This is a genomic window from Roseobacter cerffii (genome assembly GCF_054226325.1).
Map to the genome: position 1 here is coordinate 4,287,371 of NZ_CM135757.1, position 20,678 is coordinate 4,308,048.

The window sequence follows — 20,678 nt, forward strand, 5'->3', positions numbered from 1 at the left end:
TTTTATATTTCACTTTTTCAAAGACAGGGCTGCGTATGGCACATCGGATCATTGACCCAAAGGGATGGGCCCCCGCGAAAGGCTATGCCAATGGTGTTCTGACTGAGGACGGCCTGCTCTTCGTTGGCGGGCAGATCGGCTGGACCGCACACCAAGAGTTCGAATCGCATGACTTCATCGGCCAGATGACGCAGGCCCTTAAAAATATTCGTGACGTGATTGAAGAGGCTGGCGGTACGGCAAGTGATATCACACGGATGACTTGGTATATTACTGATAAAAAAGAGTATTTGGAGAAGCAGAGTGAAATTGGCGCCGCCTATCGAAATGTCCTTGGGCGGCACTTCCCCGCGATGTCGGTGATCGTTGTCGCAGGTTTGATCGAAGACGAAGCGCTCTTGGAAATCGAAGCAACCGCCGTCATTCGCGGTTAGCCAAACACCTCGCGAATGCACATCGTCTCCTCGGTCTGAAGCATGATCCAAGACGTCGAAATTGGGCTATACAATTATATTTCATAACTTGAAAGTAATCTGCGGCACCTCTTAGCTCTGCCAACCCCAGATCACGCGGAGCGGGCGAGGCGTTAGCTGATTGATCGAAGGGGTCGCCCGGCGCCCACATATGCTTTGTAGCAGCGGGGCGATCAGTGAATCAGGGCAACTTTGCTCGATTGCCGTTGAAAGCGGAATGCGTTCACAAGGAAGCCGACATTGTCTGCCACTGCTGCGCTGGTTGGCATGGGGATAAGTTCTGACTTCAACCAGCGGGCCATCTCGCCAGACACCCCTGGCCGCGCAGTTTTCAGCGGTTTCTGACGAGAGCACATCCCTCAATTTAGAACCAATGATGCCCCACAGATCGGCGAGGCGATGGTGCTTTGGGATCAGGCAAACCAATGTCTCTTCGCATATGGTCCGACATCTGGACATGATCGGAATACCGCGCCGCCAGTCGTGAAGCAGAGCTGTTTCTCTCGCCGACGTTGCTGAAAAATCTTATCTTTTTCAGAATATTATGGTATAGTGACACGTGTTAAACCTCGATCATGGCGGGACGCGCTTCACTCTTGAAGTATGGGTGAATGGGCTTGGGTTTCCCAACAAAAGCCACGATCTTAGACATAAGTGAGTTTTATCGATGTCTCGTTCACCGTTGCCTCCGCTTGCTGCTATTCGTGTGTTTGAAGCAGCGGCGCGATATGGGAATTTCACGGCGGCCGCATCCGAGCTTGGAATGACGCAGGCCGCGGTCAGCTATCAGATCAAAGTGTTGGAGGACCGCGTTGGCGCGTCCTTGTTCCACCGCCAACCGCGCGGTGTTCAGGTGACGGAAGTCGGCGCCCGGTTTTCAGATCGGATGACCGCCTCTTTGGACATGATCGCGGATGCATATGCCGAGGCAAAGGGCACAACACAGGGCCTGTTGTCGGTCAGCGTGATCCCGACATTTGCAACGAACTTTCTGGCAAGGCGGCTCGGCGGATTTCAACTCGCAAACCCGGACATCGCGGTTCGCATCGAAGTGAGCGAAACGATGGTCGACTTCAATGCAAGTGGGTTCGACATTGGCATTCGCGGCGGAAAGGGCGATTGGCCCGGGCTGACCTGTCACAAGATCATGAAAACTGCGTTCAGCCCGATGCTCAGCCCGGCGCTGGCAGACTCGATTGGCGGCGTAAAGAAACCGGAAGATCTGTGCAAGCTGCCGATCCTCGCGCATTCCGATCCCTGGTGGCAGTATTGGTTTGAAGCAGCAGGTGTTGAAAACGCGCATTTCAGCGGTGGCGCGGCGCGGAACTTTGGACCCCAGGTGATCGAGGCGAATGCCGCGATGGCCGGGCATGGTGTGGCAATGCTGACACCGGATTTCTTCCGGGATGAGATCGAGCTTGGTCTTCTGGTGCAGCCGTTCGAACTGACCTGTGACAATGGAAGCGCCTATTGGATGACCTATCCGGAAAGTCGTCGGAATTCTCCGAAAATCCGGGCGTTCCGGAAATGGCTCGATGGGGAAATGGAGCGGTTCAACGCTTGAACGGCTTCGGCCTTTGGAAAAAATGAAGCGCCGCGCGGGTCTCGCGCGGCGCTTTTTGGTTGGAGTGCGGGGGCGTCGCTTTCCAACCGATCCCGGAAAATGCGCTGGCCCATATGTCCAAAGGCAGAAGGACGTCGAACCAGTGCGACAGGGATTCTAGAACACGAAATCGTCAGAAATTTCGACCTTCAGACCGCCCCATGGAAGTGGACCACCTTCGCCATCACCAAAGTCCAGGATCGACTCATCCTCGACCTTCGCCAAGAACGCATCCGTGTCCACGTTGCGGAAGCGCGCGATCCATTGGAAGCCTTCGTCGGCAGTTTCAGCGGCGAGGAAGGTGTCGGGCCCATGGCCGACGACCGTGAGAACATCCGACAGCTCACTGCGCTGGGTCAGATCTTGCAGCGCAAAGAACCCGTCTTCGAACTCCAATCGGTCCACACCGAGTTCGAAATCAAAGATATCCGCATAGCCGACGCCGGTCCCGGCCTTCCAAAGGAAAGTGTCCTGGCCCAGACCACCGGTTAGCTCATTGTAGCCATCATCGCCCGACAAGACGTCGTCGCCCATGCCGCCGTTGAGCTCGTCATCGTCATCGCCGCCATTCAACGTGTCATCGCCATAACCACCATTGAGGGTATCTTCGCCTTCGCGGCCAATGATCTTGTCGTTGCCGCCTTCCCCGTCAGCCACATCATCGCCGGACCCACCGTCGATAAAATCATTGCCGGTGCGGCCTCTGATCTCGTCATGATGGTTGCCGCCAAAGATCGTATCGTTGCCGCTGCCGCCGTCGACCGTGTCATTGCCACTGCCCGCGTCGATGGTGTCGTTGCCTTCGCCACCTTCGATATTGTCGTTGCCGCTGGCACCTTCGATGTCGTCATGGCCATCCCCGCCTTCCAGCGTGTCCCAGCCCGCGCCACCGTCGATGTCGTCATTGCCGTTACCGCCATAGATCATGTCATGGGCACTATCCCCGAACAGCGTGTCATTGCCTTCATTTCCGCTGATGGTGTCGTTGCCGGACCCGCCGTAGGCCAGGTCGTGCCCATCGCCGCCTGAGACATAGTCATTTTCGCTGTAACCGTTCAGGGTGTCGTTCCCATCGTTGCCATAGATGGTGTCATCCCCTTCGAGACCGTGCACGTCGTCATTGCCAGATCCCGTCATCAGCAGGTTGCCATCGGCGTCACCCACCACGGTGGCGTTGCTGCCGCCTATCACGACCACGTTCTGGATATCGGTGAGGGAGTCATGGCCAAGCGCGCCGCTGCTGGCCCCGTTGTAGAGCTGAACTGCGATATCGCCAGCGACGCCAGTGGTATCGAAAATCGCGGTGTTGATGCCGGAGCCGCCTTCGAGCGTGTCGTCCCCGAGGCCACCTTCCATCCAGTCATGTCCATCTTGACCGCGCAAAAGGTCATCCCCCTCACCGCCGTCCATATCGTCGTTGCCGCTGCCGCCATACAGGGTGTCATCGCCGTGGCCGCCCTCGAGGGTATCGTTTTCCCCACCGCCGGAGAGGACGTCGTTGTCGCCGTGACCCCGGATCAGATCATTCCCGGCGTCGCCCATCAGCGAGTCGTCGCCCGCGAACCCATCGACGGTGTCATTGCCGTCGCCGCCGCGAACCGTGTCCTCGCCAAACTCGCCCGCGAGGATGTCGTGGCCGCCGCGCCCTTCGATCAGATCATCACCGTCAGAGCCGCGGATGGTGTTCTGAACATCGTTGCCCAGCAGCGTGTCATCCCCCAGGCCACCCTCCACGTCCTCGATGGAATAGTACCGTTCCTGTGCGACGTAAGGCGTAGGATGAAAGTGACTGGTGACCGGGTTGTACACATGGGCTACGAGCCCGTGGATTCCTCCGACGCCGCTGGACAAATCCACGCTGACATCTTGTATGGTCCAGTTGTAGTTGATCCGGTCGGTGCCGGATCCGCCGTCGTAGTGGTGTGTGAAGCCGTAGCGGGTCCCGTTGGCCAGACTGAAGTGATAGTTGAACTGGTCGTTTCCGCCATGTCCGTAAAACCAGCCGTTCGGCGGGCCCTCAAACCAGTTGGGCAGATTGTGAATATTGATCCAGTCGCCGAAATCGGAGCCGTGAAAAGGCATTGGGTCAGGCACGCTGTCTCTCCTTGACGCTTTACCGTGTAAATCACTTGTTCAAAAAGGTCCGCGCGCAGGCCCAAACCTTCACTCTTCGACGACCTACTCACAGATCTGTGATTGTGGAACCCGCAGCGCTGCAAGCACGTCATGCACGGGCGCAGGACATCGCGGGCGTTCTGCTAAACGCTTTAAAGAAAAAGGTTTTCCGGAACCGCGCGTTCAGCAGACGCGGAGTGGCCCTTCGGAATTGAGCGGTTTAAGCAAGGGGCTCTTTGCAGGATGACTGTGTGTGTGGGCACAGCTTTGTTGAGTGCATGTAAGGCCTATTGGGGAGGCGCGATAGCCGCCAGCCGTCTTGTCATGCATTTCTGCCGAAGCCTCCTGCAAAAATGCGGGTTGTCCTGAGAGGTCCCGAAACCTAGTGTTTCGGCCAAATTGATCTGACCCTATCTCTTTGTCATCACTAGACAATCCGGTTCCTTGTGGGGCAGATCACGGGACGTTTCGGAGCACATGAATGGATCTGAGCCAAGACGATATCGATGTGATCCGTGCGTCCTACATGCAGCTGTCATCAGATCTGCAGCGGGCAGGTGACGTGTTCTACGAGGCGCTGTTCGAGATCGCCCCCGGCACGCGCGACCTGTTTCTGGCAGATATGTCATCGCAGTCCATGAAGCTGATGAGCACGCTCGGGTTGGTCGTGTCGCAGCTGCAGAATTCGGACGAGCTCGAACCCGTTGTGAAGGACCTTGCCTTGCGGCACCTCGCCTACGGCGTGGAAGAGCAACACTACGGACAGGTGCGCGATGCCTTGATGCGGATGCTCATCGTGCTTCTGGATCATGAAAGCGCAGACCCTGCGCTGAGTGCCTGGGGCCGCGCCTATGACGGGCTGGCGGACGTCATGGTCAAGGTGGCCTACCCCGAACGCCGCAGCAAGTTCCCGGCACTCAACGACTGACCGACCGGGTCAACTGTCGCGCCAATGCGGGTTCAGCCAGGCCCGGCATCCCGCGGCATCGACGAGCGTGACCCGCAGCCAGTCACAGCCTTCGAAGCGTTGCAGCGGCACCGCTGTACGTGTCATCGACGCGCCATGTACGGCTGTGGCGGCCGACCCCTTGCCTTGCACAATCACGGAGGACACCGCCGAGCTCTCGACCATGACCTCATCGGGCCCCCAGGTGATCCCACGAAACTCCGGCCCGGTGCTGGCGTAGAAGGCACCCGCCTTGAGCGCCTCGAGCAGCGCCTCAGGCGTGTTTGTCTCGGCCTTGACCATCACCCAGCCACCGAAAGCGTCCGGCTCCGTGAAATGCGCATCGTCCGTTGCGCAGAGCATGAGCTTGCGCCCTTCGCTCAGCAGCTGATCGAGCGTGTAGAACCCATGGGGCCGGTCGCAGCCCACCGCGCATCCGTGGTTGTAGACCTCCACCGCATGCGCCGCATCGATGCTGCGTGCGTCAGCGGTCGTCAGACCAGACCACTCGGGATGGGCCACAGCGACAAAGGCGCCCGCCGCCCGTGCCCGCGCCGCAAGCTCCGGCCCGGTCTCCTGGTCCGGTAGCGGCGTGAACTCCGGCGTGTTCGACGGTGCAAAATCCTGCGGCAAGCCGACGGCGAGGATATGCCAGAGCTCGCCATTCTCCATCGAGCCCGAGTGCAACTCCGCCCCAAGCAGCGTCGTGAACTGATCATCGCGGAAACCAATCGTATCGGTGATCGGGTAGCCATACTTGCCGACGAAGTGATCTGTCAGCGCGATAAAATCATACCCTTCGGCCTTGTAGCGGCGGCAGACTTCCTCCGGGGGCAGGCACCCGTCCGACCGGTCCGAATGGGTGTGCAGGTTGCCGCGCCAGAAGCGCCCCGGCGTCTCAAAGAGAGATGTGGACATATGGCCTCGCGTATGCTGTCACGGCTCTGTGCCCCAGTTCTGTGAAGGCACCGTGACAGGATAAGGGCGACGGTCGATCAAGCAAAGCTGGGACGTTTGCTTATCGCGCAGGAATGGCCGGCGGCGGAGGTGCTATTGCGCTGGGTGGCGAAGCGCAAAGCGCTTTCGAATGATGTGTTCGAAAACCCGGCCAAGGCTCTGGAGGCTGCTGGCAAGAGGTGGCAGCGGCCGCAGCACTCGACCCACATGATCAGGACGCACGACCGAATCTGGCGCAGGCCGCCTTGCGAGTGGAGAATTGGTGGACGGTGTTGGCCGCGACCGAGCATCAGATTTCGGATGACGCGCGCGCATCACTGGCGCGCAGCACCATTGGCGCCGCGAGCCCAACGACAGAACACTTCGGAAGGACCGACGGTTTGGAGACATGGTCTCCCCCGGTAGCGATGGATAACTTGGCTTGCGACTGCAAGCGATGCGCCCGCAGAGCCGCCGTGGAATGCGCTGTGACGCTTGCATAAAAAGACAGATGACGGCGCCTCGGACCCGGCGTTGCCGCGCGCGCCATGGAACCAATGTGGAGCTTGTCGCGTTTACCTCCCGAACACCACATCACGGGGCCGCATCAGGCCCCTTTTCAATTCAGGAGGGCCAAATGGCACAGGCACGTACAAATGGAAAAGCCGACGTCACGGACGTCACGGCGCAGATCGACACGATCAAGCAGGACATCGCAGCCTTGACCGCTCTGATGACAGAGGTGGCGCAGGATAAGAAAGATCAGGCCAAGACCCACGCAGCAGCGAAAGCTGCTGAGTTCAAGGCCTCGGCGACAGAAACTGTCGGACAGGCGCAGATCAGGGCCAAGGAAGCCGGTGACAAGCTCCGCTCGGACGCGGAAGCGGCATATCTGAAAGCCGAGGACACCGTCCGCCAGCAGCCGGCCATGGCCGTCGGGATCGCGGCGGGCATCGGGTTCCTGGTCGGCTCAATGATGGCGCGTCGGTCGTAAGATGTTTGCGCGACTTCGCCGTTCCGTCCGCCAAGCTGCCCAGCGGTTCGCGTTGGGCAGTATCGGCGCCCTGATGGGCCTCGCGGGGCTCGGCTTTCTCAGCGCGGCGGCGCTCATGCTGCTTCTGACGCTGACCGATCCAATCATGGCCTGCGCGATCATGGGCGGCGCTTTCCTAGGCGTCGGGCTGTTGATGATGGCCGTCGCAGGCGCCTCGGGCCGAGAGGACAAGCATCTGCGGCATCAGCCACCGCAGACGCAGGCGGAGGAGATGCCGCCTCTTGCCGCAGCCTTCATGCAAGGCATGGCGCAGGGGATGGCGCAACAGCAAAGACGACACTGATCGGGAGGGCCGCATTTGAGCGGCCCTTTTTCGTTATCCACAGCCCAACGCGCCGCGTTGCTGCTCCAGATCGATCAGCTCTGCAAGTTCTTCTTCCGACAGTGCGCCGATGACAACAGTTCGCCCGATCACCATGCTCGGCGTGCCCGGCATGCCAAGCGCCCGGCCCAACGCGAGCGCATCGTGCACCTTGTCCTTGATGCTCTGGCCATCTGCATCAGCGGCGAGTTGCGACGCATCGAGGCCATGGCGCGCCGCAACATCGCGGATGCCGACCAGACCGGGGCGTAGCACGCTTTTCATCATCGCCAGATGGATGTCTTTATGGTCCGCCTGCTCTGCCGCGGCCAGCGCCACTTGCGCTGCCCAGACGGATCGGCCGCCCAAGAGCGGCAGCTCATGAAACACCAGCGATATCCCCGCGCCCGTGGCCTCTAGATCGGCCAGCCGCCGATCAAGCACCGCGCAATAGGGGCAGTAGTAGTCGCTAAAGACCGCGACAGGCAGGAGGCTCGGCGCTGGCATTTGCGGAAAGATGGCGGCGCAGAGATCTCCGGTGAGCCGTGCGTTGGCCGCCACCTCATCGGGCGTTTGCAACCCGGCAAACACATCCACGCTCCCAGACACCGCGCCGTGTTCCAAGCGGCGAAAGCCCGGCAGCTCGGGCATATCGGTGAACTCAAACGGTGTACCGCGCCGCCGCAACAGGGGTGGAATGGACAGCGCAACAGCAAAAGCGCCGCCGATGATCAGAGCATCGCGCCTGCGCATTACGCGCCTGCGATCCCCGCTTCGGCCTCGATCTGGCGCCGCGATTTGCGCGCGCGTTCTGTGGCTGACTTGAGCTGGCCGCAAGCCGCCATGATGTCCTCGCCGCGCGGTGTCCGGATCGGCGAGGCGTAGCCTGCTTTGTAGATGATGTCCGCAAAAGCCCGGATGCGGTTGTTGGACGAGCGTTTGTAGGGCGCGCCGGGCCATTCGTTGAAGGGGATGAGGTTGATCTTGGCCGGGATGCCATCGATCAACTTGATCAGCCGCTGCGCGTCCTCGTCCGTATCGTTCACACCATCGAGCATCACATACTCAAAGGTAATGCGCTCCGAATTCGAAACCTTGGGGTAGGTCCGCAGCGCATCGAGAAGTTCGGCGATGTTCCAGCGTTTGTTGATCGGCACCAGCCGGTCGCGCACCTCATCGGTGGTCGCATGAAAGCTCACGGCCAGCTGACAGCCGATCTCTTCCGCCGTGCGCGCGATCTCTGGCACCACGCCGCTGGTCGACAGGGTGATCCGTCTTCGGCTGAGCTGAATGCCCTCGGCATCCATCGCGATCTTCATCGCGTCGCGCACGTTCTCGAAATTGTAGAGCGGCTCGCCCATGCCCATCAGAACGATATTGCTGAGCAGGCGCGTTTCATCTTTGGGTGCGCCGATCTTGGGCCATTCACCCAGATCATCGCGGGCCATCATCACCTGGCCAATGATCTCCGCCGCTGTGAGGTTGCGCACCAGTTTCTGCGTGCCTGTGTGGCAGAAGGAGCAGGTCAACGTGCAACCCACCTGAGATGACACGCAGAGCGTGCCGCGGCCCTCCTCGGGGATATAAACAACCTCGACCTCATGACCGCCCGCGATCCGCACAAGGTATTTGCGCGTGCCGTCTTCGCTGACCTGTTTCGAGACCACTTCGGGGATCTCGATCACAAAGCGCTCTTTCAACTCGGCCCGGAAGGTCTTGGCGAGGTTGGTCATCGCGTCAAAGTCGCGCACGCCCCACTGGTAAATCCACTGCCAGATCTGGCCCACACGCATCTTCGACTGTTTCTCGGGCACGCCCGCATCGATCAGCGCGGCGCGCATGGCGTCCCGGGTCAGCCCGACAAGGTTGACCGGCCCCTCCGGCAGCTTGCGCGGAATGGTGTGAACATCTTGCGTGATCGGCGCTGAGGCAGACATGGGGTTTCCTGACGTGACGAAGATGCGCCTCTATATAGAGGTTTGCGCCAAGATCAAAAGGAAAACGCTGTCAGTCTTGATCAGCTTGCGCAGCGTTTCTCGGCCTCTTCCAGCGCTGCGGTGAAACCGAGGAGCGAAAACGTGTCCTGCGTCGTGGTGCCACGGCTCGACAGGCCCGTCACAGTCGCATTGGCGCCGCGTTTCATGGCCGCGACGATCTTGGCGTCTTCCTCGGTGTTTTCAGGCCAGGCCCATTCGCCATCGGTGAAAAGCGCAAAGTTTGACCCGCCGATATCGATGTTCACTTTCGAACCGCTCGCAAAGGGATAGCCGCCCGTGAACGTCACCTGCGCATTGGCGCCCGAACCCGGACGATAAAACACCATCAACAGGATTTGCCCACGTGTCGCCGCAACCACCCGGCCATCGCGCGTGTTCACGGTTTCCTTGGGCACCGATACGCCCCAGCATTCCTTGGGATTGCTGTCTTCGTAGACGCCCCAATCGGTCTTCTCGGCCACCAGATTACTGCTGCTTTGATCTTGTGCCTGTGCGCTCATGGCGGTCATCGCCAATGCCGAAACCAAACCGGCAAACCCTCGAAAAACTTGCATGTCTTACAGCCTCCAGCCGTCTTTAACCTCAATGCCCCGTGATCCGCTCGGCGCGCCTTTTTCGACTCGCTCTCTTGCAAGACCCGATAATCTTCTCGACAAGTGTCACAGTAGCGCAAAATCCGCGAGACCGGAACGACTGATTAGCAGGTTTTTGCCAAATTCTTGAGGGTTAGAGATGACGCAGGCAGCACCCATGGTCGAGATCTGGCGCGGTGATTTTCTGGAGAGCGCGCATGCCGGTCATGCGGTGGTCTGCGATGCCGCTGGGCAGATTGTCGAGGCCTGGGGCGACCCGGATGCGGTGGTGTTGCCGCGCAGTTCCGCCAAGATGATCCAGGCGCTGCCGCTGATCACCTCCGGCGCTGCTGATGCTGCGCGGTTGACGACCGAACATCTCGCACTGGCCTGTGCCTCTCACAACGGCGCCGCGATCCATACCGATCGGGTGACCACGTGGTTGGAGACGCTTGAGCTGGGTGATGATGCGCTGCGCTGCGGGCCACAGATGCCCGACAATCGCGCCGCTCGCGAAGGGCTGATCCGGGCGGACGAGGCCCCGTGCCAGGTTCACAACAATTGTTCAGGCAAGCACACCGGCTTTCTGACCCTCGCCAAACATCTGGGCGCGGGACCAGAGTACATCGACCCAGATCACCCGGTGCAAAAGGCCTGTCTGGAGGTGTTTGAGGCGACCACGGAGGAGACCTCCCCCGGGTTCGGTATCGACGGCTGCTCTGCTCCGAATTTCGCGACGAGCCTGCACGGGATGGCGCGGGCGATGGCGCATTTTGCCGCGGCACCTGCGGACAGTGCAGAGACCCGGCTGCATGAGGCGATGCGCTTGCATCCCGACCTCGTGGCGGGAGATGGCCGTGCCTGCACCGAATTGATGCAGGCGATGGGTGGCAAGGTTGCGATCAAGACGGGGGCGGAGGCGTTTTTCATCGCCATCCTGCCCGACCAGAAGCTCGGCGTGGCGCTGAAGGTCGTCGATGGAACGACCCGCGCGTCGGAATGCGCGATAGCGGCCATTCTGGTCAAACTCGGCGTGTTAGAGCCGGATCACCCCGCGACCCGCAGGCGGATGAACGCACCGATCCTGAACCGGCGCAGGGTGCAGACCGGCTGGATCAGGCCCGCCGCGACACTCGCCTGATCACATCAGATTGTGGATCTCTGCCACCTCGATCGAGCGTGAGCCGTAGGCCGCCATGGCCTTGGCGCCCTCCTCCACCGTCTCTGGTGTTTTCCCGCTATGATCGGCAAAGACATAGCCCGGCATGTTCGACCCCTTCCGCTGATATCGGGTGGCAGCCGGGCACACCTCGGCCTACGTCATCGATCAGTCGGTCACGAACTCTGATGCGGTATAGCCTTGCAGATAAAGCAGCGCTGTCAGATCCCCATGGTTGATCCGGACGTCGCATTGCGCGGCCACCGCTGGTTTCGCATGCAACGCCACGCCAGTGCCTGCGCGGTGCAGCATGCCGAGATCGTTGGCACCATCGCCCACAGCGATAACGTCTGTCTCGGCGATGCCAAGGCGGTTGGTGATCTCGGCCAGCGCATCGACCTTGGCCTGCTTGCCCAGGATCGGCGTGCCAACCTCGCCTGTCAGCCGATCACCATCGGCGAGCAAGGTGTTGGCGCGGTTTTCATCGAACCCGAGTTTCCCAGCCACCGCCGCGGTAAAGTCAGTGAACCCGCCCGAAACAAGCGCCGTATAGGCCCCATGCGCCTTCATGGTGGCGAGCAGCACAGGCCCGCCCGGCATCAATGCGATCCGCTCTTCCAGTACCTTGGAGATGGTCGACACGGGCAGGTCTTTCAGAAGACCAACCCGCGCGCGCAGTGCCTCTTCGAAATCCAGCTCACCGTTCATTGCGCGAGCCGTGATTTCCTTGACACGGTCGCCGACACCTGCCTCATCCGCCAACTCATCGATGCATTCCTGCTGGATCATGGTGCTGTCCATATCAGCGAGCAACATCTTCTTGCGACGAGCTTCGGAGCCCTGCACCACCAGATCGACGCCCTGGGCCTGCACATCGGCCCAGACCTCCCAACGATTGCCCGGCACCTGCGGCACAGTGAACTCCGCCGCCTCATCCGGCGAAAGCCAGAGAACCTCACCGCCACCCCAGGCATTGCGCAGCGCCTCGACCAGAGCCGGATCAAGAACGCCACTGCGTTTGTTGACCAAAAGAGTGCATACAGATCTCATCTGCAGCGCGTTAAGAGCTTGATTTTGAGTCAAATTTCGGGTTCCTTGTAGGAGAGGCCCATCAGCACACAACATCTTGTGGCGTCATGACGTCAGGAAGGGGGTGATGTATGATGGCGTGCAGAACGACAAAACGAACTGTTCGCACAACAAAAAAGCCGGGGCCAAAGACGGTCAAGGTGAAGCCGCATCAGCGGTCTAAGCCCAAAAAGGGCTGCTAATCTACCAAAGAAGCATGAAACGCTGATGGGCCTCAGCTTCATAGATTCAGAGAAACGGCCTATTTGCAAGAAAAATGAAGCACGCATCTTCCTAGACAGCTCTTCTGAAAACTAGTTTCCGATTGGCGCATTAGATATCGCAAAAACGCGACGCGGCGCCCTTCTAGCCCCGTTTTTTCCGTTGCACCAGAGGCCGCAGCCCCATAGACCCGCCCGTGGGACACCCTTCCCCAACGAAGGGCGCATATCTGGAAGGATAGCATTGATGGCTACTCAGACACCCGGCGCGCGGCCGGAAAATCCGCGTTTTTCTTCTGGCCCCTGTGCCAAACCCCCCACATTTGACTTGAACAAGCTCGCGGATGCGCCGCTCGGCCGCTCGCACCGCGCTGCGGAAGGCAAGTCCAAGCTGCTGGCCGCGATTGAGCGCACGCGCGCAATCCTCGGCGTGCCTGCGGACTATCGCATCGGCATCGTCCCCGCCTCTGACACGGGCGCATATGAGATGGCCATGTGGTCGTTGCTGGGGGAGCGCCCCGCCGAGATGGTCGCCTGGGAAAGCTTCGGCGCCGGCTGGGTCACGGATGTGGTCAAGCAGCTGAAGATCCAGCACACAGTGCACACGGCGGACTACGGCGAGATCGTCGATATGGCCGCGCTGAACTATGACAATGATGTGTGCTTCACCTGGAACGGCACGACCTCTGGCGTGCGTCTGCCCTCGGGCGATGTGATCCCGGCAGACCGCAAGGGCCTCACGCTCTGCGATGCGACCTCTGCCGCCTTTGCGGTTGACCTGCCCTGGGACAAGCTCGACGTGACAACCTACAGCTGGCAGAAAGTGCTCGGCGGTGAGGCGGCGCATGGGATGCTGATCCTGAGCCCCCGCGCGGTGGAGCGGTTGGAAAGCTACACCCCGCCCTGGCCGCTGCCCAAGATCTTCCGCCTGACCAAAGGCAGTAAGCTCATAGAAGGCATCTTCACCGGTGCGACGATCAACACGCCCTCCATGCTCTGCGTTGAAGACTATCTGGTGGCGCTCGACTGGACCGAATCCGTTGGCGGCCTGCAGGGCCTGATCGCGCGCGCCGACGCAAATACCGCCGCCGTTGCAGACTTCGTCGCGGCACATGACTGGATCGATTTCCTCGCAAGCGATCCCGCGACGCGCTCGAACACCTCGGTCTGCCTCAAGTTCACCGACGCGCGGATCACCGACGGTGCCGCCTTCGCCAAGGCTGTCGCGAAACGGTTGGCCGACGAGGGTGTGGCGCTCGACATCGGCGCCTACCGCGACGCCCCTCCGGGCTTGCGCATCTGGTGCGGCGCGACCGTCGAAACCTCGGACATCGAGGCGATGCTGCCCTGGCTCGCCTGGGCCTTCGATACAGAAATCAACGCTTGAACAACGGGTGGCCTGAAAGCCCACCCAACCTGCCAGCAGGTACGGTGGGCCTTGGGCCACCGCTCCCCTCTTCGATCACAAGGACCAACAAAATGGCCCCTAAAGTTCTCATCTCCGACAAACTCTCAGACGCCGCTGTGCAGATTTTCAAGGATCGCGGCATCGCCGTGGATTTCCAGCCCGACGTGGGTAAAGACAAGGAAAAGCTCGCCGCGATCATCGGCGACTATGACGGCCTCGCGATCCGCTCTGCCACCAAGGTAACGGAAAAGATTCTCGCAGCCGCCGACAACCTGAAAGTCATTGGCCGTGCCGGGATCGGCACCGACAATATCGACAAGGACGCCGCCTCGAAAAAGGGCGTGATCGTCATGAACACGCCTTTCGGCAACATGATCACCACCGCCGAGCACGCCATTGCGATGATGTTCGCCGTGGCCCGGCAGATCCCTGAGGCCAGCGCCTCGACCCATGATGGCAAATGGGAGAAGTCCAAGTTCATGGGCGTTGAACTGACCGGCAAGACGCTGGGTGTGATCGGCGCGGGCAACATCGGCGGCATCGTCTGTGACCGCGCCCGCGCGCTCAAGATGAAGGTGCTCGCCTACGACCCCTTCCTTGGGCAGGAAAAGGCTGAAAAGATGGGTGTCGAGAAAGTCGAACTCGACGACCTGCTGCGCCGGGCGGATTTCATCACCCTGCACGTGCCCTTCACCGATCAGACGGCAAATATCCTCAGCCGGGAGAACATCGCCAAGACTAAGAAAGGCGTGCGGATCGTCAATTGTGCGCGTGGCGGTCTCGTAGATGAAGAGGCGCTGGCGGATGCGCTGAAATCCGGCCATGTGGCGGGCGCTGCCTTTGACGTCTTCAAAACCGAACCGGCCACCGAAAACCCGCTGTTCCACCTGCCGAACGTCGTTTGCACCCCGCACCTCGGCGCGGCCACAACCGAAGCGCAGGAAAACGTGGCTCTGCAGGTGGCCGAGCAGATGTCAAACTACCTGCTGACTGGCGCCGTCGAAAACGCGCTCAACATGCCCTCCGTCACGGCGGAAGAGGCCAAGGTCATGGGGCCCTGGGTCAAGCTCGCCGGGCACCTGGGCAGCTTCATCGGCCAGATGACGGACGAGCCCATTCAGGCGATCAACATCCTCTACGACGGGGTGGTGGCGGGCATGAACCTCGAAGCGCTCAATTGTGGCGTTGTGGCGGGCATCATGAAGAAGGCCAACCCCGATGTGAACATGGTCTCGGCCCCGGTGATCGCGAAGGAACGCGGCATTCAAATCTCGACGACCAATCAGGACAAATCCGGGGTATTCGAAGGATACATCAAAGTCACCGTGGTCACCGCAAAACGTGAGCGGTCGGTGGCGGGCACCGTGTTCTCCGACGGCAAGCCGCGGTTCATCCAGATCAAGGGCATCAACATCGACGCCGAGGTCGGCGCGCATATGCTCTACACCACGAACGAGGACGTGCCCGGCATCATCGGTGCGCTGGGGCAGACAATGGGCGACAACGGCGTGAACATCGCGAACTTTACGCTGGGCCGCGCCGAAGCAGGCGGCGAGGCGATTGCCCTGCTCTACGTGGACGAACCGGTGCCCGCCGAGGCGCGCGCAAAGCTCGCTGAGACGGGGCTTTTTACCCAGATCAAGCCTTTGCAGTTTGACGTCGTCTGACATCTCTGTTTTAGCCGGGCAGCGTGGTCCTTGCGACTGCGCTGTCCGCTGGAGGCGGTGATGAGCGATCCGATCTATGCTATTGGCGATGTGCACGGGCGGCTCGACGAGTTGCAACGTGTCCTTTCGCTGATCGAGGCCGATGGTGGGCCGGACGCACGTGTGGTTCTGGTGGGCGATTACGTCGATCGAGGACCAGAGAGTTGCGGCGTCATCCAGTTTCTCGTGGACGCGCAAGAGCAGGGGCGCAACTGGGTGATGCTCAAGGGCAATCACGACCGCTATCTGAGCCGCTTTCTCGATGACATGACGGTTTATGACCCGGCCACCTCGGTTGGGCTCACATGGTTCAACCCGCGGCTGGGCGGCGACAAGACGATGGCCTCCTACGGCGTGGAAGCCTCGGAAACCTCCGAATTAGAGCCTGTTCTCGCTGCGGCCCGGGCCGCCGTGCCGCAGACCCATCGCGACTTCCTGGCGCAGCTGCCGTTGATGCATGTGACCGATGATCTGGTGTTCGTGCATGCAGGCATTCGCCCTGGTGTGGCCTTGGACGCGCAGGTCGAAGAAGACCTGATCTGGATCCGCAAGGACTTCATCGATGACAAGACCGATCACGGGCGCCTCGTCGTGCACGGGCATACGTCGATCGAGTGGCCGGAGCACGCGGGCAATCGGGTCAACCTCGATGGGGGTGCGGGCTATTTCCGCCCGCTGCATGCGGCGGTCTTCGAAGGGCGGCAGGGCTGGCTTTTGTCGGAAAAGGGTCGCCAGGAGATCCCCCAGGCCCGCAAACGCGGCTTGTTCGGCTAGGCGCCCGTCCAGTCGAGGACGACCTTGCCGGAGCTGCCGGACTTCATCGCCGCGAAGCCAGCCTCGAAGTCGTCGACCGGGAACCGGTGCGTGATCACGCGGCTGACATCCAAGCCATTCTGCAACATCGCGATCATCTTGTACCATGTCTCGAAAATCTCGCGCCCGTAGACGCCCTTGATCGTGATGGCCTTGAAGACGATCCGGGACCAATCCACCGGGCTCTTACCCGGCGGGATACCCAGCATCGCGATGCGCCCGCCCATCGTCATGGCCTCGACCATCTGGTCAAGCGCCGCCTGATTGCCCGACATCTCGAGCCCCACATCGAAGCCCTGCTTCATCTTCAGATCAGAGACTGTTTCGGCCAGATCGGCCTTGGCGACGTTCACCGGAACCACATCCGTGACCTCGGCAGCCAGTGCAAGGCGGTCCGGATTCACGTCGGTGATCACCACGTGCCGTGCGCCCACATGCCGGGCGACGGCTGCCGCCATGATCCCGATAGGGCCCGCGCCGGTGATCAGGACATCCTCACCCACGAGGTCGAAGCTGAGTGCCGTGTGCACCGCATTGCCAAGCGGGTCGAGGATGGCGCCGATGTCATCGCTAATCTCATCAGGCAGCGGCACCACGTTGAAGGCGGGCAGCTTGAGGTATTGCGCGAAGGCGCCCTGTTCGTTCACACCGATGCCACGCGTCGCCGGGTCGAGGTGGAACTTGCCCGCCCGGCTCTGGCGCGAGGTCTTGCCGATCAGATGCCCCTCGCCCGAACAGCGCTGACCAATCGCCAGATCCTCGACGTTAGAGCCGATTTCAACGATCTCACCGGCGAATTCATGGCCAGTGATCAGCGGCACAGGCACGGTCTTGGCCGCCCAGTCGTCCCAGTTCCAGATATGGATGTCGGTGCCGCAAATCCCTGTCTTCTTCACCTTGATGAGCACGTCGTCGGGGCCAATCTCGGGCACCGGCGCATGGGTCATCCAGAGCCCTTCGCGAGCATGCAGCTTGGACAAGGCCTTCATTTCATTTGTCATGAGATCACCCCGCAGGCCTTGCCCGCCGTCTCGAAAGCGGTCAGTGCACGGTCCAGGTCGTCCCGCGTAAGGGCCGCGTTCATCTGCGTGCGAATGCGCGCCTGCCCGCGGGGGACGACCGGAAAGAAGAAGCCGGACACATAGACGCCCTCATCGAAGAGCCGCGTCGCCATATCCTGCGCCAGTTGCGCCTCGCCCAGCATCACGGGCACGATCGGATGCTCGCCCGGCAACAGGTCGAACCCGAGCGTCTCGAGCCCCGCGCGCCAATATGCAGTGTTCTCGAAAAGCCGCGCGCGCAGCTCTTCGCCTTCGGCCACAAGATCGAGCGCCTTGATCCCGGCGGCAACGATCGACGGCGGCAGCGAGTTGGAGAAGAGATAGGGCCGCGCCCGTTGCCGCAGCAGATCAATCACCGGCTGCGGCCCGGCGATGTAGCCGCCGATGGCCCCGCCGAGCGCCTTGCCCAGCGTGCCGGTGAGGATGTCCACGTCGACACCTGCATGGGCCGGTGTACCGGCACCTTTCGGCCCCATGAAGCCGGTTGCATGACAGTCGTCCACCATGACCATCGCGTCGTACTTTTCCGCCAGCGCCTTGATTTCAGGCAATTTCGCGAGATAGCCATCCATGCTGAAGACACCATCGGTCGCGATCAGGATAAAGCGCGCACCTTCCTCTCGGGCGAGCTTCAATTGCCCTTCGAGGTCCGTCATATCGGAGTTCGCATAGCGGTAGCGCTTGGCCTTGCAGAGCCGGATACCGTCGATGATCGACGCGTGGTTAAGGGCGTCCGACACCACCGCATCCTCTGGCCCGAGAAGCGGCTCGAAGAGCCCACCGTTCGCGTCGAAACAGGCGGCAAACAAGATCGAATCGTCCTTGCCAAGAAAGTCTGCCAGCTTCTGCTCCAGCTGGCGGTGCAGATCCTGCGTGCCGCAGATAAACCGCACCGACGCCATCCCGAACCCGCGCGGGTCCATCGCCGATTTGGCCGCCGCGATCAGATCGGGGTGGTCGGCGAGACCGAGGTAATTGTTGGCGCAGAGGTTGATGACCTCGCGCGGACCCACCGAGATCTGCCCACTCTGCGGCGAGGTGATCACACGCTCGCGCTTCATCATCCCGTCAGCCTCGATCTGGTCGAGGGTCGCGGAGATGTGGTCGAGATAGGCCTGGGTCATATCGGGGCTCCTTTCCTGCATGTTCTACCATGACGGAAGGAAATCCGAAATAGAAGAAATACACTATAGCGGATTTTTTCCGATATGTCGTACTTAGGGGTCGCGTACGACGAGAAAAGCGCGCACTTCGCCATCTGCGGCGGCAATACTGTGCGGCACATCGGCGGCATAGCGTGCGGTATCGCCGGGGCCCAACCGGCTGTTCATCTCGCCACTGGTGACCGTCAGAGCGCCGGAGATCACGGTCAGATGCTCGCGCGCGCCACGGGTATGTGGCTGACTATCAAGCATTCCGCCTTCAGAAAGCGTTAACTCATAGACCTCATGGCGCCCGGCGTCTTCGGGCGGCGAGAGAATCCGTACGCGACAGCCCGAGCCGAGGTTATCGATGGTCGGCACATCCGCGGCACGCAGGGTCTCGATCTGCGCCGCGGGGCTCTGGTCCAGCAGACCCGCAAAATCGACCTGCAGCGCGCGGGTGAGGTTCCAGAGCGTCGCCACGGTGGGGCTGCTCTCGCCGCGCTCGATCTGGCTGACCATGGAGCGGGACACACCCGAGAGTTTTGCCACCGCATCCAGCGACAGCCCCTGCGAGCGCCGGGCCTCTTTGAGGCGGGCAGGCAACTGCGTGAGGATGTCGTCAACGGTATCCGTCATGCCGGAGACATGGCCGATATGCCGGAGGCTTGTCAAATGAAAGCGTGGCTGACGAGACGTCGTTGCTGACAACCGCGCATCCGGGCAGGATAAGACACCGAAAAAGGGAGAGCACCATGACCAAAGAGATCGTGATTCTGGACGGAGCCCGGACGGCCATCGGCACTTTTGGTGGTGCGCTGGCGGGCACCACGCCGATTGACCTCGGGACGGTCGCCGCCAAGGCCGCGCTGGAACGCTCCGGTGTCGAGGGCGGCCAGATCGGCCATGTGGCGTTTGGCCATGTGATCAACACCGAGCCGCGCGACATGTACCTCAGCCGCGTGGCCGCGATGCAGGCGGGGGTGCCAGACACGGTACCGGCGATGAACGTGAACCGGCTGTGCGGGTCCGGGGTACAGGCGATTGTCTCTGTTATTCAGTCGCTTATGCTGGGGGATGCAGAGTTTGGCCTGGCCGGCGGGGCCGAGAACATGTCGCGCTCGCCGTTCATCGTGCCGGACCAGCGCTGGGGCGCGAAGATGGGCGATATCCGCACGCTCGACATGATGCTGGGCGCGTTGAATTGCCCCTTTGGCACCGGCCATATGGGGGTCACGGCCGAGAACGTGGCCGCCGAGCATGACATCAGCCGCGCCGATCAGGACGCCTTTGCGCTCGAGAGCCAGCACCGCGCTGCAGCGGCCATCGAGGCGGGGCATTTTTCGAGCCAGATCGCGCCGGTCGAGGTGCGTGTGAAGCGCGACACGGTGGCTTTTGAAGTGGATGAACACCCCAAGGCGACCACGCTTGATGCCCTCGCTGGCCTGCGGCCCGTGTTCCAGAAAGACGGTTCGGTCACCGCAGGCAATGCCAGCGGGATCAATGATGGCGCGGGCGCCGTCGTGCTGGCGACCGCAGAGGCCGCGGAGGCGGCCGGGCTCACTCCCAAGGCGCAGGTGTTGGGGTATGCCCACGCAGGCGTGCGCCCGGAGGTTATGGGCATAGGACCCGTGCCCGCGGTGCAGAACCTGCTGGAAAAGACCGGGCTCGACGCTGGCGATTTCGACGTGATCGAAAGCAACGAAGCCTTCGCCGCGCAGGCGCTGGCCGTAAGCAAGAACCTCGGCTTCGATCCCGCGAAGGTGAACCCGAATGGCGGGGCGATTGCCTTGGGGCACCCGGTGGGCGCGACGGGGGCGATCATCACAGTGAAGGCGCTTTATGAACTCGAGCGCATTCAAGGGTCGAAAGCGCTGATCACCATGTGCATCGGCGGCGGGCAGGGTATTGCGCTGGCGATTGAGCGTCTGTGACCTCACCGTGCGCGCAACACCTTGGGTGGTGTTTCGGCGAGGAGGCGGAGCGGGCCGCTTGATCCCTTGAAATTATGGCGAACGCCCATGTCGGTATCGCGTCGGTAAAACGTCGGTATCACGTCGGTGTTTTGCCGGTCCGGGCGGGCTTCAGGCCGCCCGCCCCCCT

20 protein-coding genes are annotated in these 20,678 nt (G+C 61.2%); 10 read left to right on the forward strand and 10 right to left on the reverse strand.

Annotation, left to right across the window (positions count from 1 at the left end):
* Nucleotides 1–35: 35 nt before the first annotated feature.
* Both ACVC7O_RS20885 and ACVC7O_RS20890 read left to right on the forward strand, forming a co-directional pair.
* Nucleotides 36–434, forward strand: coding sequence for a RidA family protein (locus tag ACVC7O_RS20885; protein WP_458324031.1), 399 nt, complete (start codon nucleotides 36–38; stop codon nucleotides 432–434).
* A 706-nt stretch (nucleotides 435–1,140) separates the two neighbouring features.
* Nucleotides 1,141–2,037, forward strand: coding sequence for a LysR substrate-binding domain-containing protein (locus ACVC7O_RS20890; protein ID WP_458324032.1), 897 nt, complete (start codon nucleotides 1,141–1,143; stop codon nucleotides 2,035–2,037).
* Between the two features lie 156 nt (nucleotides 2,038–2,193).
* On the opposite strand, the gene ACVC7O_RS20895 is transcribed toward ACVC7O_RS20890, so the two are convergent.
* The gene (locus ACVC7O_RS20895) at nucleotides 2,194–4,170 is read right to left on the reverse strand and encodes a calcium-binding protein (RefSeq protein ID WP_458324033.1); all 1,977 of its coding nucleotides are present in this window, start codon (nucleotides 4,168–4,170) and stop codon (nucleotides 2,194–2,196) included.
* Between the two features lie 502 nt (nucleotides 4,171–4,672).
* On the opposite strand from ACVC7O_RS20895, the gene ACVC7O_RS20900 reads away from it, so the two are divergent.
* Nucleotides 4,673–5,119 carry a globin domain-containing protein gene (locus ACVC7O_RS20900; protein WP_458324034.1) on the forward strand — a complete coding sequence of 149 codons (447 nt, stop codon included), beginning with the start codon at nucleotides 4,673–4,675 and terminating at the stop codon, nucleotides 5,117–5,119.
* Nucleotides 5,120–5,128: 9 nt separating this feature from the next.
* Here ACVC7O_RS20900 and ACVC7O_RS20905 read toward each other — a convergent pair whose 3' ends face one another.
* Nucleotides 5,129–6,055, reverse strand: a complete 927-nt coding sequence (locus tag ACVC7O_RS20905) for a PHP domain-containing protein (protein ID WP_458324035.1) — start codon at nucleotides 6,053–6,055, stop codon at nucleotides 5,129–5,131.
* Between the two features lie 655 nt (nucleotides 6,056–6,710).
* On the opposite strand from ACVC7O_RS20905, the gene ACVC7O_RS20910 reads away from it, so the two are divergent.
* Both ACVC7O_RS20910 and ACVC7O_RS20915 read left to right on the forward strand, forming a co-directional pair.
* Entirely contained in the window at nucleotides 6,711–7,067 is a 357-nt protein-coding gene (locus ACVC7O_RS20910) for a DUF883 family protein (protein WP_458324036.1), read from the forward strand.
* A 1-nt stretch (nucleotide 7,068) separates the two neighbouring features.
* Nucleotides 7,069–7,410, forward strand: coding sequence for a phage holin family protein (locus tag ACVC7O_RS20915; protein ID WP_458324037.1), 342 nt, complete (start codon nucleotides 7,069–7,071; stop codon nucleotides 7,408–7,410).
* Nucleotides 7,411–7,443: 33 nt separating this feature from the next.
* Here ACVC7O_RS20915 and ACVC7O_RS20920 read toward each other — a convergent pair whose 3' ends face one another.
* From ACVC7O_RS20920 to ACVC7O_RS20930, 3 genes are all read right to left on the reverse strand, one after another.
* Nucleotides 7,444–8,181, reverse strand: coding sequence for a DsbA family protein (locus tag ACVC7O_RS20920; protein ID WP_458324038.1), 738 nt, complete (start codon nucleotides 8,179–8,181; stop codon nucleotides 7,444–7,446).
* A complete protein-coding gene (rlmN, locus tag ACVC7O_RS20925) occupies nucleotides 8,181–9,365 on the reverse strand; it encodes a 23S rRNA (adenine(2503)-C(2))-methyltransferase RlmN (protein ID WP_458324039.1) in 1,185 nt (394 codons plus the stop codon). The genes ACVC7O_RS20920 and rlmN overlap by 1 nt, the downstream gene beginning before the upstream one ends.
* 80 nt (nucleotides 9,366–9,445) lie before the next feature.
* The gene (locus ACVC7O_RS20930) at nucleotides 9,446–9,979 is read right to left on the reverse strand and encodes an invasion associated locus B family protein (RefSeq protein ID WP_458324040.1); all 534 of its coding nucleotides are present in this window, start codon (nucleotides 9,977–9,979) and stop codon (nucleotides 9,446–9,448) included.
* 178 nt (nucleotides 9,980–10,157) lie between these two features.
* On the opposite strand from ACVC7O_RS20930, the gene ACVC7O_RS20935 reads away from it, so the two are divergent.
* Nucleotides 10,158–11,138, forward strand: a complete 981-nt coding sequence (locus ACVC7O_RS20935) for an asparaginase (RefSeq protein WP_458324041.1) — start codon at nucleotides 10,158–10,160, stop codon at nucleotides 11,136–11,138.
* Here ACVC7O_RS20935 and ACVC7O_RS20940 read toward each other — a convergent pair whose 3' ends face one another.
* Nucleotides 11,139–11,264 carry a hypothetical protein gene (locus ACVC7O_RS20940; RefSeq protein ID WP_458324042.1) on the reverse strand — a complete coding sequence of 42 codons (126 nt, stop codon included), beginning with the start codon at nucleotides 11,262–11,264 and terminating at the stop codon, nucleotides 11,139–11,141.
* A 60-nt stretch (nucleotides 11,265–11,324) separates the two neighbouring features.
* Nucleotides 11,325–12,206, reverse strand: coding sequence for a phosphoserine phosphatase SerB (serB, locus tag ACVC7O_RS20945; protein ID WP_458324043.1), 882 nt, complete (start codon nucleotides 12,204–12,206; stop codon nucleotides 11,325–11,327).
* Between the two features lie 486 nt (nucleotides 12,207–12,692).
* Between serB and ACVC7O_RS20950 the strand changes: the two genes are divergently transcribed.
* The 3 genes from ACVC7O_RS20950 (at nucleotide 12,693) to ACVC7O_RS20960 (ending at nucleotide 16,333) form a co-directional block, all read left to right on the forward strand.
* Nucleotides 12,693–13,832: a phosphoserine transaminase gene (locus ACVC7O_RS20950; protein WP_458324044.1), complete on the forward strand. Its 1,140-nt coding sequence runs from the start codon at nucleotides 12,693–12,695 to the stop codon at nucleotides 13,830–13,832.
* Nucleotides 13,833–13,924: 92 nt separating this feature from the next.
* Nucleotides 13,925–15,520 (forward strand): phosphoglycerate dehydrogenase, encoded by a 1,596-nt coding sequence (gene serA / locus ACVC7O_RS20955; protein ID WP_458324045.1) that lies wholly within the window; start codon nucleotides 13,925–13,927, stop codon nucleotides 15,518–15,520.
* Nucleotides 15,521–15,580: 60 nt separating this feature from the next.
* Nucleotides 15,581–16,333 carry a metallophosphoesterase family protein gene (locus tag ACVC7O_RS20960; RefSeq protein ID WP_458324046.1) on the forward strand — a complete coding sequence of 251 codons (753 nt, stop codon included), beginning with the start codon at nucleotides 15,581–15,583 and terminating at the stop codon, nucleotides 16,331–16,333.
* Here the strand turns inward: ACVC7O_RS20960 and tdh are convergent.
* The 3 genes from tdh to ACVC7O_RS20975 all read right to left on the reverse strand — a co-directional run bounded on the left by tdh (nucleotide 16,330) and on the right by ACVC7O_RS20975 (nucleotide 19,214).
* Nucleotides 16,330–17,373, reverse strand: coding sequence for an L-threonine 3-dehydrogenase (gene tdh, locus ACVC7O_RS20965; protein ID WP_458324047.1), 1,044 nt, complete (start codon nucleotides 17,371–17,373; stop codon nucleotides 16,330–16,332). The genes ACVC7O_RS20960 and tdh overlap by 4 nt on opposite strands.
* Nucleotides 17,370–18,557: a glycine C-acetyltransferase gene (locus tag ACVC7O_RS20970; RefSeq protein WP_458324048.1), complete on the reverse strand. Its 1,188-nt coding sequence runs from the start codon at nucleotides 18,555–18,557 to the stop codon at nucleotides 17,370–17,372. Before ACVC7O_RS20970 ends, tdh begins: the two co-directional genes overlap by 4 nt.
* A 93-nt stretch (nucleotides 18,558–18,650) precedes the next feature.
* Nucleotides 18,651–19,214: a helix-turn-helix domain-containing protein gene (locus ACVC7O_RS20975; RefSeq protein WP_458324049.1), complete on the reverse strand. Its 564-nt coding sequence runs from the start codon at nucleotides 19,212–19,214 to the stop codon at nucleotides 18,651–18,653.
* A 116-nt stretch (nucleotides 19,215–19,330) separates the two neighbouring features.
* Here ACVC7O_RS20975 and ACVC7O_RS20980 point away from each other — a divergent pair, with 116 nt between their 5' ends.
* Nucleotides 19,331–20,509, forward strand: coding sequence for an acetyl-CoA C-acyltransferase family protein (locus ACVC7O_RS20980; protein ID WP_458324050.1), 1,179 nt, complete (start codon nucleotides 19,331–19,333; stop codon nucleotides 20,507–20,509).
* Nucleotides 20,510–20,678: the final 169 nt, after the last annotated feature.